At 73.8% G+C, this 13,030-nt stretch carries 13 protein-coding genes; 5 read left to right on the plus strand and 8 right to left on the minus strand.

The genetic code is table 11. The features are described from left to right. Positions 1–93 precede the first annotated feature (93 nt). Positions 94–585, minus strand: a complete 492-nt coding sequence (locus ACGF13_RS05265) for a MarR family transcriptional regulator (RefSeq protein WP_392869143.1) — start codon at positions 583–585, stop codon at positions 94–96. A gap of 99 nt (positions 586–684) precedes the next feature. Between ACGF13_RS05265 and ACGF13_RS05270 the strand changes: the two genes are divergently transcribed. Together ACGF13_RS05270 and ACGF13_RS05275 are read left to right on the plus strand one after the other, a co-directional pair. Further along, the gene (locus ACGF13_RS05270; protein ID WP_392869144.1) at positions 685–1,068 is read left to right on the plus strand and encodes a hypothetical protein; all 384 of its coding nucleotides are present in this window, start codon (positions 685–687) and stop codon (positions 1,066–1,068) included. A gap of 433 nt (positions 1,069–1,501) precedes the next feature. Beyond that, complete coding sequence (locus ACGF13_RS05275; protein WP_392869146.1) at positions 1,502–2,269, plus strand: hypothetical protein; 768 nt, start codon at positions 1,502–1,504, stop codon at positions 2,267–2,269. A gap of 225 nt (positions 2,270–2,494) precedes the next feature. Here ACGF13_RS05275 and ACGF13_RS05280 read toward each other — a convergent pair whose 3' ends face one another. After that, positions 2,495–3,055, minus strand: coding sequence for a GNAT family N-acetyltransferase (locus tag ACGF13_RS05280; protein WP_392869148.1), 561 nt, complete (start codon positions 3,053–3,055; stop codon positions 2,495–2,497). Continuing rightward, the gene (locus ACGF13_RS05285) at positions 3,052–4,020 is read right to left on the minus strand and encodes a LysR family transcriptional regulator (protein WP_392869150.1); all 969 of its coding nucleotides are present in this window, start codon (positions 4,018–4,020) and stop codon (positions 3,052–3,054) included. The genes ACGF13_RS05280 and ACGF13_RS05285 overlap by 4 nt, the downstream gene beginning before the upstream one ends. Positions 4,021–4,090: 70 nt before the next feature. Between ACGF13_RS05285 and ACGF13_RS05290 the strand changes: the two genes are divergently transcribed. After that, on the plus strand, positions 4,091–4,822 hold the full coding sequence (locus tag ACGF13_RS05290; RefSeq protein ID WP_392869152.1) for a hypothetical protein: 732 nt from the start codon (positions 4,091–4,093) through the stop codon (positions 4,820–4,822). 80 nt (positions 4,823–4,902) lie between these two features. On the opposite strand, the gene ACGF13_RS05295 is transcribed toward ACGF13_RS05290, so the two are convergent. Further along, the gene (locus ACGF13_RS05295) at positions 4,903–5,457 is read right to left on the minus strand and encodes a GNAT family N-acetyltransferase (RefSeq protein ID WP_392869154.1); all 555 of its coding nucleotides are present in this window, start codon (positions 5,455–5,457) and stop codon (positions 4,903–4,905) included. A gap of 102 nt (positions 5,458–5,559) precedes the next feature. Between ACGF13_RS05295 and ACGF13_RS05300 the strand changes: the two genes are divergently transcribed. After that, complete coding sequence (locus ACGF13_RS05300; protein WP_392869156.1) at positions 5,560–6,849, plus strand: sensor histidine kinase; 1,290 nt, start codon at positions 5,560–5,562, stop codon at positions 6,847–6,849. Positions 6,850–6,946: 97 nt separating this feature from the next. Here ACGF13_RS05300 and coaE read toward each other — a convergent pair whose 3' ends face one another. Further along, positions 6,947–7,546, minus strand: coding sequence for a dephospho-CoA kinase (gene coaE, locus ACGF13_RS05305; RefSeq protein ID WP_392869158.1), 600 nt, complete (start codon positions 7,544–7,546; stop codon positions 6,947–6,949). Positions 7,547–7,605: 59 nt separating this feature from the next. After that, positions 7,606–8,250 (minus strand): MBL fold metallo-hydrolase, encoded by a 645-nt coding sequence (locus tag ACGF13_RS05310; protein WP_392869160.1) that lies wholly within the window; start codon positions 8,248–8,250, stop codon positions 7,606–7,608. A gap of 62 nt (positions 8,251–8,312) precedes the next feature. Here ACGF13_RS05310 and ACGF13_RS05315 point away from each other — a divergent pair, with 62 nt between their 5' ends. Continuing rightward, positions 8,313–8,744, plus strand: a complete 432-nt coding sequence (locus ACGF13_RS05315) for a MarR family winged helix-turn-helix transcriptional regulator (RefSeq protein ID WP_392869162.1) — start codon at positions 8,313–8,315, stop codon at positions 8,742–8,744. Here the strand turns inward: ACGF13_RS05315 and ACGF13_RS05320 are convergent. Both ACGF13_RS05320 and rpsA read right to left on the minus strand, forming a co-directional pair. Continuing rightward, on the minus strand, positions 8,727–10,982 hold the full coding sequence (locus ACGF13_RS05320) for an MMPL family transporter (RefSeq protein WP_392869164.1): 2,256 nt from the start codon (positions 10,980–10,982) through the stop codon (positions 8,727–8,729). The genes ACGF13_RS05315 and ACGF13_RS05320 overlap by 18 nt on opposite strands. Positions 10,983–11,191: 209 nt before the next feature. Beyond that, positions 11,192–12,682, minus strand: a complete 1,491-nt coding sequence (rpsA, locus tag ACGF13_RS05325) for a 30S ribosomal protein S1 (RefSeq protein WP_049653883.1) — start codon at positions 12,680–12,682, stop codon at positions 11,192–11,194. Positions 12,683–13,030 lie beyond the last annotated feature (348 nt).

Raw genomic sequence — 13,030 nt, forward strand, 5'->3', positions numbered from 1 at the left:
GGCCCTTCCCCGGCTCGCCCGGCAGCTCGGCGTCCCCGGCGCCCGCGGACAGCTTCCCGCGCCCCGGCCACCGGCTCCGCGTCGCCCCCGCGGTCAGTCCCGCTCCCGCCCCACCGCCGCCTCGTACGCCAGCAACGTGTCCACCACCAGGCGCCGCTGCTCCGCGCCGAGCGGTCCGAGGGCCGTGCGCCAGGCGGCGGCCCCAGGGGCGAGCCAGGCCTCGATGGCGGGCAGCCGGTCGGGGGTGATCGCGGCGATGCGCCGCCGCCGGTCGACCTCGTCCTCCCGCCGTTCGAGGACGCCCTGCCGGCTGAGGTCCCCGACCATCAGGCTGACCGTGGTGGGGGCGACCTCCAGCCGGGCGGCGAGCTCGTTGACGCCCATCGGCCCGTCCAGCAGCAGGCAGGCCAGCAGGGACAGGTGCCGGGGCGCCAGCGCGAGGCCGCGCAGCGCTTCGGGGACGGGGATCCGTTTGGCCCGCCCGACCAGCCGGGGCATCAGCAACAGCATCGACCGCACGGCGTCGTCGAGCCCCTCCCCGCCCGCCGCTCCCGCGTTCCGCGGTTCTCCCTCGGGCGTTGACATCGCCCACCTCTCCCCAACTATCTTTGAAATCAAAGCTATTTTATGTGCAAAGCGAACCCGTCAGCCCATGGTACGAACCGAGCCGAACGGAGCTCCACCATGCCGCACCTGAGCCTGCACATCCGCGAGGAGTCCCTCACCCCCGCCGTCGAGCCGACGCTCATCGCCGGCCTCACCGACGCCGTCACCTCGGTCTTCGGCGAGCAGTTCCGTCCCCTGGTCGCGGTCGAGCTGATCGGGGTCCCGCAGCGCCGCCGGGGCATCGGCGGGGTGCCGACCGACGAGGCCGCCCCCGTGGTCACGCTGAGCATGCGGGAGGCGGCGTACCACCTGCCGCAGTTCCCGGACGCGCCCGCCCGGCTGGTCGCGGCGGCGGCCGGGGCGATCGCCGCCGTGTTCGGCGAGGCCGTCGGCCGACAGACCGTGGTCACCCTCGACGGCGTTCCGGCGGGCCGCTCCGGCATCGGCGGCCTGGTCGCCTGACCAGGCCGGACGCGTCCCCGGCCGGGGCCCGCGCGGGGGCGATCACGCGCCCCGGGGGCCATCCCGAACCCCGTCCACGGCCCCCGCCGCATCCGATCACATCCACCACACAGGCCCAATCAGCACCATCGGCCACAAAAGGGAATCCGGGCGTCCGGCCCGGAACCCGGCTTTGCGACCGACGGTCCGTTGACATAGGTTTTCGATCGCCGTCGATGCGCATCGGCCCTGACCACCCCTCAATCCCGGGGCGGCGGGCGGGGCGAGGAGCCAGGCGGCCCCAAGCACAGGGGGAGGAGCCGCCATGCCGCACGCCCGTGACCACGGGTCGACCGGGCGGCGAGGACGGACGGACGGCGCCGCGCACCAGCGGCCCGCGGCCGGCGCGCGCCCGACCCCGACCCATGCCACCGGACATCCGAGGAACCGTCAGTTGCGCACCACCAGAGTCGTCACCGCCACCGCCGCAGCCCTCGTCTGCCTGGGCGCGCTCAGCGCCTGCGGGCCGGACAACGGTCAGGACGGCGGCACGATCGCCGCCCCGGCCGGGGCCACCACCCCCGCCACCAACCCCACCAAGCCCACCGGAAGCGACAAGGGCATCCCGGACAAGGCCTGGATGGATACCAAGAGCATCCCGATGGACGAGAGTTACCACTACACGCCGCTGGCGGCCAACGCCAAGCCGGTCTCCGGCGTCACCCAGTTCAAGGGCATGGAGCTGTGCCGCGCCGCGGTCGCCAAGGACGACGAGGCGCTGTTCACCGGCGCCGCCGCCGCGAAGTCCGAGGTCGGCTTCGGCGGGGACCGCTGGGCGGCCCAGCAGACCCTGCTGTTCCACGGTGACCCGACCCACAGCAGCGGCGCCAAGCAGTCCACCAACCTGGCCCAGGCCCGCCTGACGGAGGCCGTCAAGTCCTGCGCCAAGACCGTGCCCGGCGCCACCGTGAAGGTCGACAGCGCCCCGGAGGCGCCCTACTTCGCGGCCGTCCTGACCGTCCCGCAGGCCGACGGCGGCACCGTCACCCTGCACGAGTACGTGGTCAGCGACGGCGGCGTGGTCAGCGAGCTGACCGTCTGGGCCACCACCAAGGCCGGCGCCCAGCCGAAGGACGCCTGGAAGGCGCCCGAGGACAAGTACGTCGGCACCGGCATGACCGCGCCGATGTGCGAGGCCCTCCCGGGCTGCGACGGGCACTGACCCCCGGCGGGCACCCGCCCGCACGGCACGGAGGAACCGCACCGCACGGAAGGCCGCCCGGCCCGTTCACGCCCCCAGGGGACCGGACGGGCCGGGCGGCCCCTTCACGCCCGCTCCCGGGGAGCCGGGCGACTGTGCTCATGGCAGCACCTCACGGCCGACCACCGTCAGGCCCGGGGCGTGAACGCCTGGTGCCCGGGTCTCCACAACCGACCGCCCCCCGGGTCAGCTCCGGAGCACCGCGAGTTCGATCTCCCGGCCGGCCCCGCCGCCGGGCACCGGCAGCGCCACGCCGGAGGGCTCGAAGCCGGCCTTGCGGTACATCGCCTCGGCCCGCGGGTTGTCCTCGTGGACGAACAGCCGCACCCGCTCGATCCTGGGCTCGGTGAGCGACCACGCCCAGTCCTGGACGGCCCGGATCAGGTCCCGCGCCAGCCCGGTGCCGCGCGCCTGGGGCCGGACGTAGACCCCGACCACGTGGACCTGTTCGACCTCGATGACGTCGCCTCCCAGCGCCCCCTCCCCGCCGGACCGCTCGACCACCCCGGTCATGGAGCCGAGCAGGCGCCCGTCCTGGGTCTGCGCGACGAGCTGCGCCACGTCCGGACTGGTCGCGGCCCGGGTCACGCGGTCCTGCCAGAACTCGTCGGGCTTGGTGACGGCCAGCTCGTACGTCTCCAGGAAGGCCACGGCCGCGACCGGGTCCTGCAGCGCTTCCAGGCGGAGGTCCCTGAGCGACTGCCACTCCTCGGCCCGCACCCGTCTGATGATGATTCCGGTACTCATCGCGTGATCATTTCATCGGGGCCGACGCCCCGTGCAACCGAATTCGGCGCCGCCAGCCGGTCCCGATCGCCCCGGGATCCCTCCAACAGCCGCACCAGCAGCGCCGCCGGGCCCTCCGGCAGGCTGCCGTGGACGAGTTCGGTGCGGTGTGCCAGCCGGGGCACCGCGATCGGCGCGGACCCGACCCCGGGCGCCCGCGCGAGCACCGGCTCGGGCAGCAGGGTGAGCCCGTGCCCGGCCGCCACCAGCGCGAGCAGTCCGTGCAGGTCGGTGCCCTGGTAGCGGACGGCGGGCCGGAAGCCGTCGACGCCCGCGGCGGCACGCAGCCGGGCCGCCGTCGGGGTGAGGTCGGGCGCGTCCAGCCAGCGGGCGGCGGAGAGGTCGGCGAGCGCGAGGCCGCGGTGGCCGGCCAGCGGGTGGCCGACGGGCAGGGCGACGGCGACCGGCCGCTCGGCCACCGCGACGGTGCGCAGCGGGCCGACGTCGGGCAGCGCCAGCGGGTCGCTGGGCGCGGCCAGTCCGTCGATCAGCGCGAGGTCGACCTCTCCGGTGGCGACCTGGGCGGGCAGCACGTCCTGGGCGAGCACCCGGACCACCGGCTCCACCCCGGGGTAGATCCGGCGCACCTCGCCGAGCGCGCGCCCCAGGGTCGCCCCGACCGCCAGCGGGGTGGCACCGAGCACCAGCCGGGCGCTCGGTGCGCCCGCCAGGCGCGCGACGTCGGCACGCGCCGCCTCCAGCCGGACCAGCAGCGGCGCGGCGTGCTCCAGCAGCCGCCGCCCGGCGCCGGTCGGCCCGACCGGACGGCGGACCAGCAGCGCCGCCCCGAGGTCCGCCTCCAGCGCGGCGATCTGCTGGGAGACCGCGGACTGGGTGTAGCCGAGCTCCCGCGCGGCCTCCGAGAAGGAGGCCAGGCGGGCGACGGTGACGAAGGTGCGCAGCTGCTGGGGGTCCACGGCGACCATCAACCGATCTGATCGAAGCTTAAGGAATCATCGTTGGCACTGATCTCGGGTGCGGGGTCAGGATAGCCCCATGACCTACCTGCCCCCGCGGATCGCCCTGGTCGGCGACCGCTCCCCCGCCGTCCGCTCGCACGCCCGGATCCCGGGCCTGCTGGACGCCCTCTCCGAGCACGACCACCTCGTCCTGGACGCCTACTGGATCCCGACCGGGGACGCCGCCGCGCCCGACGCCCTGGCCGGTTTCGACGCGGTCTGGCTGCTGCCCGGCAGTCCGTACCGCAGCGAGGCGGGCGCGCTGGCCGCCGTCCGGACCGCCCGCGAGCGCGGCATCCCCTTCCTCGGCACCTGCGCCGGGTTCCAGCACGCGGTGCTGGAGTACGCCCGGAACGTCTGCGGCCTGACGGACGCCGTCCACGGCGAGGCGCACCCGGACGCGGAGCAGCAGGTGATCGCGCCGCTGGCCTGCTCGCTGGTCGGCCACGAGGGGCCCGTCACGGTCACCCCCGGGAGCCTCGCCGAGCGGGTCCTCGGCGCCACCCGCACCCTGGAGCGCTACCACTGCGCGTACGGCCTCGACGGCGCCTACCTGGACCGGCTGTCCGCGCACGGCCTGCGGTTCAGCGGCGCGGACGGGTCGGGCGAGGCGCGCATCCTGGAGCTGCCCGGCCACCCGTTCTTCCTGGCCTCGCTGTTCCAGCCGGAGCTGTCCGGCGACGGCACCCGGGCGCACCCCATGATCCGCGCCCTGGCCGGCGCCGCCCTGGCGCACGCGGACGCGGGCACCCCGGCCACGAGGGCCTGACCCCGGCCCTGAACGGCCGGCCTCCTCGCCGCGACGACCCGAGCCAGGCCCGGGGCGGCCCGGGGCGGCCCGGGCACACCTCACATCGGCAGCGAGCGCAGCCGTACCGGGCCCTCCGGCCACCCGGCCCCGGCGGCCAGCGGCGCCCACATGGTGCGCAGCGGCATCTCCGCCAACCGCCCCTCCGGCTGTTCCACCGTCACCCCCCGCACCACCTCCCGGAACCCGAGCCCCCGATAGAACGCGGCCAGCGGCGGGCGGCAGAACAGCAGCGCGTACCGGTGGCCGAGCGTGCGCGCGTGGTCGAGGGCGGCCCCGACCACGGCCTGCGCGAGGCCGCCGTGCCGCCGGTCGGGGGCGACGCAGACCCCGCCGACGCCCATCACCGTCAGGTCGGTGCCGCCGGCGGTGAGCGGCAGCGGCACCAGCCCGGTGTGGGCGACGAGCCGGCCGTCCGCGGCCCGGATGCCGAAGTGGATCTCCTTGGGCCGGAAGGTCAGCCCGGTGTACGCGACGCCGTACGGGTCCTCCCCCGGGCCGAGGACCTCCTCCTGCTCGGCGCGGCCGTACCGCGCGAGCCGTTCGACCACCGGCGCCCCGGCGAGGGCCGGCTCGGGCGAGAAACGATCATCCATCCCGCCATGCTCCCCTCCCGCCCGGGCCTTTCACCAGTCCCTTCCCGGCCACTCGATCCGACGACCGTCCCGGCGCCGCGCCGGTGTGGAAGCATGCCCCTCATGCAGCAGCCCACCGACCGGTCGGCCACCGGCGAGTCGGCCACCGGGCCGTCAGGCGCCGGACGGTCAGCCGGTCCGTCGGCCGAGGACCTCGCCGCACCGCTGCCCGGCCCACCGCTGCACCTGCCACGCCCGGTCCGGGCGCTCGCGCCGACCGCCCTGGTGCTGCTGCTCCTCGTCCCGCTCGCCGCCGGCGACCCGGACTTCGGCCCGACCGCCTCACCGGCGACCAACACGGGCCTGATCGCGATCGGCGCGCTCGCCCTGGCCCTGCGCCGCCGCCACCCGGCCGCGGTCACCGTGGTCACCCTGGTGAGCGGCCAACTCCCGCTGGCCGTCGCGCTCTACGGGCTGGCCGCGCGGCGCGGCGGCACCGTGCCGGTGTCCGTCCTGGCGGCACTGGCCCTGCTGCGACTGTTCGTGCCGTTCGATCTCGGGGACGTCGGCAACCCGTCCGGACTCGCCAACCTGGTCGAGGACCCTCTGGTCTTCGGCGCCGTGCCGCTCGCCCTCGGGCTGACCGCGCACCAGCGCGCCCGCACCGTCAGCGTGCTGGCCGAACGCAACCGGCTGCTCGGCGAGCGCAACCGGCTGCTGGAGGAGGCCCGCCGGCACGCCGAGGAGCGCGCGGTGGCCGCCGAACGCGCCCGGCTCGCCCGGGAGATGCACGACGTGGTGTCCAACCGGGTCTCACTGATCGCCCTGCACGCGGGCGCCGGGCAGGTCGCCCTGGCCGAGGACCCGGCTGCCGTCCGGGAGACGCTCGGGCTGATCCGCACCCTCGGCCTCCAGGCGCTCACCGAACTGCGCGCCCTGCTCGGCGTGTTGACCACCCCAACCGCGCAGGTGCCGCCCTCGCTGCGCGGGCTGCCCGCTCTGGTCGAGGAGTCCCGGCAGGCCGGGTTGGCGGTCGGGCTGACCGTCAGCGGCCCGGCCGAGGGCCTGCCCGACCCGGGGCCCGCCGTGCAGTACGCGGCGTACCGGATCGTCCAGGAGGCGCTGACCAACGCCCACAAGCACGCCCCGGCCGCCGAGGTGGCCGTCACCGTCGAGGTCGCACCGGACGCGCTGAGCCTGGCGGTGGTCAACTCCCCCGCCGCCCGCGCTCCCGAAATAGACGGCGCCGGAGCCGCCGACGGGCGGGCCGAGCGCCCCGAACTGCCCTCCGGCGGCCACGGCCTGCGCGGCATGCGCACCCGGGCCGGGGACCTCGGCGGCACCCTGCACGCCGGGCCGACCCCGGAGGGCGGCTTCGCCGTCCGGGCCCGGCTGCCGCTCGGCGCCGCCTGAACCCCGACACCGCACCCCGGCACCGAACCCCGGCCGTATCCGCGGGCCGTATCCGCAGCGTGTATCCGCGGCCCCGGCCCTCAGCCGAAGCCCGGGCTCAGGCCGCCGCGCGCCGCGCCAGCTCCGCCCAGACCTCGTCCACCCGCGCCTCCAGCTCCGCCAGGCCGGCGCTGTTGTCGATCACCAGGTCGGCGATCGCCAGCCGGTCCTCCCGGGAGGCCTGTGCGGCCATCCGGGCCCGGGCCTCCTCCTCGGCCATCCCGCGCAGCCGCACCAGCCGGTCCACCCGCACCTCGTCGGCCGCGTCCACCACCGCGACCAGGTCGTACAGCGGCGCCAGGCCGTTCTCGGCCAGCAGCGGCACGTCGTGCACCACAACCGCGTCCGGCGCGGCCGCCGCCTCCAGCTCGGCGGCGCGGTCCCGCACCAGCGGGTGGACGATCGCGTTGAGCGCCTTCAGCCGCTCCGGGTCGGCGAACACGACCGCCCCGAGCGCGGGACGGTCCAGTGTGCCGTCCTCGCGCAGCACCTGCGGTCCGAACTCGGCGACCACGGCCGCCAGACCGTCCGTCCCGGGGGCGACCACCTCGCGGGCGATCACGTCGGAGTCCACGATCACCGCGCCGCGCGCGGCGAACAGCCGGGACACCTCGCTCTTGCCCGCGCCGATGCCACCCGTCAGTCCGATCTTCAGCATGGCGTCAGGCTACCGGCGCGGCACCGGGCCCGTCAGTACGGGCCACCCCCGGAGCCCGCTCAGTCCAGCTCCAGGCTCTCGCCCTCCCCCAGCACCGTCAGCTCCGCCCCCGTCCCCGGCCCCTGCGGCCCGACCAGCCGGGTCTGCACGGCGAACCCGATCGGGCTGAGCACCGCCTCGTGCACCGGCACCGCCCGGCGCGGACCGGCCTCCCGGACGTAGTCGATCACCTCGGAGGCCTTGCTCCACGGCGCCGCGAGCGGCAGCAGCAGTGTCTCCACGGCGTGCGGCGGCACGGTGAACTCGTCGCCGGGGTGGAACAGCCGACCGTCGAAGAGGAAGCCGATGTTGTGCACCCGCGGGATGTCCGGGTGGATCACCGCGTGCCACTCGCCGTGCACCGAGACCCCGAGCCCGCCGATCTCGAAGGCGTCGCCCTCGCCGACCACGGTGACCCGCCGCGCCACGCCGTCCAGCTGTGCGGCGACGGCCCGGTTGGTCCACACCCGCAGCGCCGGGTCGGCCTCCAGCGCGGCGCGCAGCCCGGACTCCTCGAAGTGGTCCATGTGCTCGTGGGTGATCAGGACGGCGTCCGCGCCGGCCAGCGCGGCGGCGGAGTCGGTGAACGCCCCGGGATCGACGACGACGGTGGTGTCGCCGTGCTCGACGCGTACGCAGGCATGTCCGAACTTGGTGATTCGCATGGCGGGAACCATACAGCAAGACTGTACAGCGATGCTGTAGATCTTCCCGGTAGACTCATCCCATGAGCAGCGAAGCCCCGCACCCGGACACCCTGGAACTCGCCGCCGACCTGCGCGCCGCCCTCGGGGGCCTGGTCCGCTCCCTGCGCGACGGCGACGAGCTGCCGCAGAACCAGGCCGGCGTCCTCGGCCTGCTGGTCCGCGACGGGCGCACCTGCACGGTCGCCGAACTCGCCGCGCTCCAGCGGGTCCGCCACCAGTCGATGGCCCGCACCGTCGCGCTGATGACCGAGGCCGGACTGGTCACCCAGCAGCCCCACCCCACCGACGGCCGCAAGCTGCTGATCACCGCCACCGAGGCCGGCCGCAGCGCCCTGCTCGACCAGCGCGCCCGCCGCGAGCACCGGATCGCCACCGCCATCGAGGCCCGGCTCACCCCCGAGGAGCAGCACCGGCTGCGCGCGGCGGTCGACCTGCTACGCCGACTGGGCTGAGCCCACCAGGTCCTTGCCCGCCGGCGCCTCTCCCACCGGGCCCTCTCCCACCGGCTCCGCCACCGGCCGCGGCACCGGGACCGCCGCCGGCCGGACCTCCGGCAGGTCGACGTGCTCGCTCAGCCCGAACCGCCGGTGCAGCCGCCGCAGCGGAGCGGGCGCCCACCAGTTGAACTCGCCGAACAGGCTCATCGCGGCGGGCACCAGCAGGCAGCGCACCAGGGTGGCGTCCACCGCGACGGCGACGGCCAGCGCGATGCCCATCTGCTTGACCATCAGCATGTCCCCGAGCGCGAACCCGGCGAAGACGATCACCATCAGCAGCGCCGCCGAGGTGATGATCCGACCGCTGCGCTGCACGCCCAGCTCCACCGCCCGGACGCAGTCGTGCCCGCGCAGGGTCAGCTCCCTGATCCGGGAGAGCAGGAACACCTCGTAGTCCATCGACAGCCCGAAGGCGAAGGCGAAGACCAGCACCGGGATGAAGGTCTCCAGCCCGCCGGTCGGACTGAACCCGAGCAGCCCGCTGAACCAGCCGTCCTGGAACACCAGGGTGAGCGCGCCGAGCGAGGCGCCCAGCGAGAGCAGGTTCATCAGCAGCGCCTTGACCGGCATCACCACCGAGCCGGTCATCAGGAACAGCAGCACCAGGGTGCCGACCGCCACCAGGCCCAGCGCCCACGGCCCACGTGAGAGCAGCTCGTCCTGGAAGTCCACCACCGAGGCCGCGCCGCCGGTGACGTAGGTGGTCAGCCCGCCGCGGTCGGCCCGCAGCTCCTCCACCACCTGCTTGGCCTGTGCGCCCTGCGGGTCCCCGTGCACCAGCACGTCGATCGTGGAGACCGTGTCGCCCACCGGCGACACCGCCCGCACCCCGCTCACCCCGGGCAGCTTGGCGATCACGTCGTCCGCGTACGCCTGGGCCACCGACGCCCCGCCCTCGACCACCACCGTGATCGGCGCGGCCGAGACCTGCGGGAAGCGCTGGTCGATCGTCTCGGCGACCTGCCGCCCGGCCGAGGAGGCGGGCAGCACCGCGGCACCGGAGTTGCGCATGTCGGCGTGGAGGAACGGCACCCCGGCCGCGATCAGCAGCGCGACGGAGGCGAGCGTGACGGCGACCGCCCGCTTGCGCACCCGGCGCACGGTCCGGCTGAAGAACCCCTCGTCCGCGACGGGCGCGGTGGGCGTCTTGATCCGCGCGCCGGCGAAGCCGAGCAGCGCGGGGATCAGGGTGAGCGCCGCGGCGACGGCGATCACCACCACGCTCACTCCGGCCGCCGCCACCGCGCCGAGCACCGGGCTGGTGAAGACGAACAGGCCGGAGAGCGCGACGGCCACGGTCAGCCCGGAGAAGGCGACGGTGCGTCCGGCGGTCGCCGCGGTCCGCTCCACGGCGGCGGCGATGCCCGCGCCGAGGCCGCGTTCCTCGCGGAAACGATTCACCATGAGCAGCGCGTAGTCGATCGAGAGCCCGAGCCCCAGCACCGTGGCGATCGGCAGCACGCTGGTGTCGATGTCCATGATCCGGCTGAAACCGAACATGGCCAGCAGCGCGCCGCCCACCGAGGCGACCGCCCCGATCACCGGCAGTGAGGCCGCCGCCAGCCCGCCGAAGACCAGCACCATGACGATCAGCGTGAGCGGCAGCGTCACCAGCTCACCGAACCGGGTGTCCTTCTCGGTCTGCTGCTTGACCTCCTGCTGGAGCACCAGGTCCCCGCCGACCGTGACGTGGGCGCCGCCCACTCCGTCCAGCGCGGCGAGCCGCGCGGTGACGGCGTCGGTCTGGGCGGTGCTCGCGGTGTCGGCCATCCGAACGGTGACCAGGCTCGCCGTCCCGTCGGCGGAGCTCAGCGCGGCCGCCTCCGGGCCGGTGCCGTACGCGTCGAGCGAGGAGGAGACCCCGGGCAGGGCGGCGATCTCGGCGGTGGCCCGCTCCACGGCGGCCTTCACCGTCGGATCGTCCACCGGCTTACCGTCCACCACGGCGGTGACGGTGCCCTTGGCCGGGTCGGCCGCGGCGACCACCGCGCTCCCCCGGTCGGCCTCGGCGCTGGCGGAGGACGCCCCGGCCACCGAGCCCTCGAAGACCCGGCCCCCGATCAGGACGCCGACCACCAGGACGACGGCCCACAGGCCGAGTACCCAGCGACGGTGACGGAAGCAGAACCGGCCGATGGCCGCGAGCCGGCCGCCGACCACGGCGGTGGGGGCGACGGAGGAGGTATTGCGCATGAGAAGCCTTTCGGGCAGCTCCTCTCAATCTAGGTGGAACCCGAACCAAGGCCTATAGATGGGCAATGAGCCTCATCTCACACTTTTCTTCACATCAGCTTCACATAAGTCAAGCCGGTATAAAACATCGCGAAAAACGAAATGGGCCCCACCCGGAAATTCCGGGTGGGGCCCACCGTCTAGCTATCGGCTAGCGGGAAGCGAGAGCCTCAGCTCTGGCCGCCGGCCAGCTTCTCGCGCAGGGCGGCCAGGGCCTCGTCGGAGGCCAGGGCGCCCGAGCCCTCGTCGCTGCTGGACGAGTAGGAGCCACCGGCGGCAGCGGCGACGGCGTCGCCACCCTCCTCGGCAGCCTGGGCGTCGGCCTCGCGGCTCTTGATGACCTGGGCCTGGTGCTGCTCGAAGCGGGACTGCGCCTCGGCGTACTGGCGCTCCCACTCCTCGCGCTGCTTCTCGAAGCCGGGCAGCCAGTCGTTCGCCTCGGGGTCGAAGCCCTCCGGGTAGATGTAGTTGCCCTGGTCGTCGTACGAGGCGGCCATGCCGTACAGGGTCGGGTCGAACTCGACCTCGGCCGGGTTGGCACCCAGGGCCTCGTTGGCCTGCTTCAGCGACAGGCTGATGCGACGACGCTCGAGGTCGATGTCGATGACCTTGACGAAGATCTCGTCGCCGACCTGGACGACCTGCTCCGGGATCTCGACGTGGCGCTCGGCCAGCTCGGAGATGTGGACCAGACCCTCGATGCCCTCGTCCACGCGGACGAACGCACCGAACGGAACCAGCTTGGTGACCTTACCCGGAACGACCTGGCCGATCTGGTGGGTACGGGCGAACTGCTGCCACGGGTCCTCCTGGGTCGCCTTCAGCGACAGGGAGACGCGCTCGCGGTCCATGTCAACGTCGAGAACCTCGACGGTGACCTCCTGGCCGACCTCGACAACCTCGGACGGGTGGTCGATGTGCTTCCAGGACAGCTCGGAGACGTGAACCAGGCCGTCGACGCCACCCAGGTCCACGAAGGCACCGAAGTTGACGATCGAGGAGACGACGCCGGAGCGCACCTGGCCCTTCTGCAGGGTGGTGAGGAAGGTCTGGCGGACCTCGCTCTGGGTCTGCTCCAGCCAGGCACGGCGGGACAGGACCACGTTGTTGCGGTTCTTGTCCAGCTCGATGATCTTGGCCTCGAGCTCCTTGCCCACGTAGGGCTGGAGGTCGCGGACACGACGCATCTCGACGAGCGAGGCCGGGAGGAAGCCACGGAGGCCGATGTCGAGGATGAGACCACCCTTGACGACCTCGATGACGGTACCGGTGACGATGCCGTCCTCTTCCTTGATCTTCTCGATCGTGCCCCAGGCACGCTCGTACTGAGCGCGCTTCTTGGACAGGATGAGACGACCCTCCTTGTCCTCCTTCTGGAGAACCAGGGCCTCGATGTTGTCACCGACGGCGACGACCTCGTGCGGGTCAACGTCGTGCTTGATCGAGAGCTCGCGGGACGGGATGACGCCCTCGGTCTTGTAACCGATGTCGAGGAGGACCTCGTCACGGTCGACCTTCACGATGACGCCCTCGACGATGTCGCCATCGTTGAAGTACTTGATGGTCTCGTCGATCGCGGCGAGGAACGCCTCCGCGTCGCCGATGTCGTTGACCGCGACCTGCGGGGTGGTGCTGAGGGAGGAGTCGGTGGGGCTCGTCATTAGGAAAAGGGCTCCGGTACGGACATGAAAGTCGTAGGTAATGCCACGCGGAGGGCCTGTATCGCTCCCACCGAAAGCCGGACAGCCAAGAACACGGCACACCAGGATCCCGTACAACGAGAACCGGCGTCCGTCTTGCGACCGTGGGGTCTTCGACAGATGCGAGCGCGACCTGCTCCGTCCGAGGCGCGCAGGCCCGCAGCGCAACTTGTAGCATACGGGGACGGCCAGGCACGGTCAATGCCGAAGGACGGCAAGACGGTGGAGCCCGGTACGGATCAGGCCATATCCTCCGAATGCGCGCCTCGCGGCGGCGCCCGAAGGGGCCCTGTCCCCGGATGCCACCGC

The organism is Kitasatospora sp. NPDC048286 (genome assembly GCF_043201735.1).
GTDB lineage: Bacteria > Actinomycetota > Actinomycetes > Streptomycetales > Streptomycetaceae > Kitasatospora.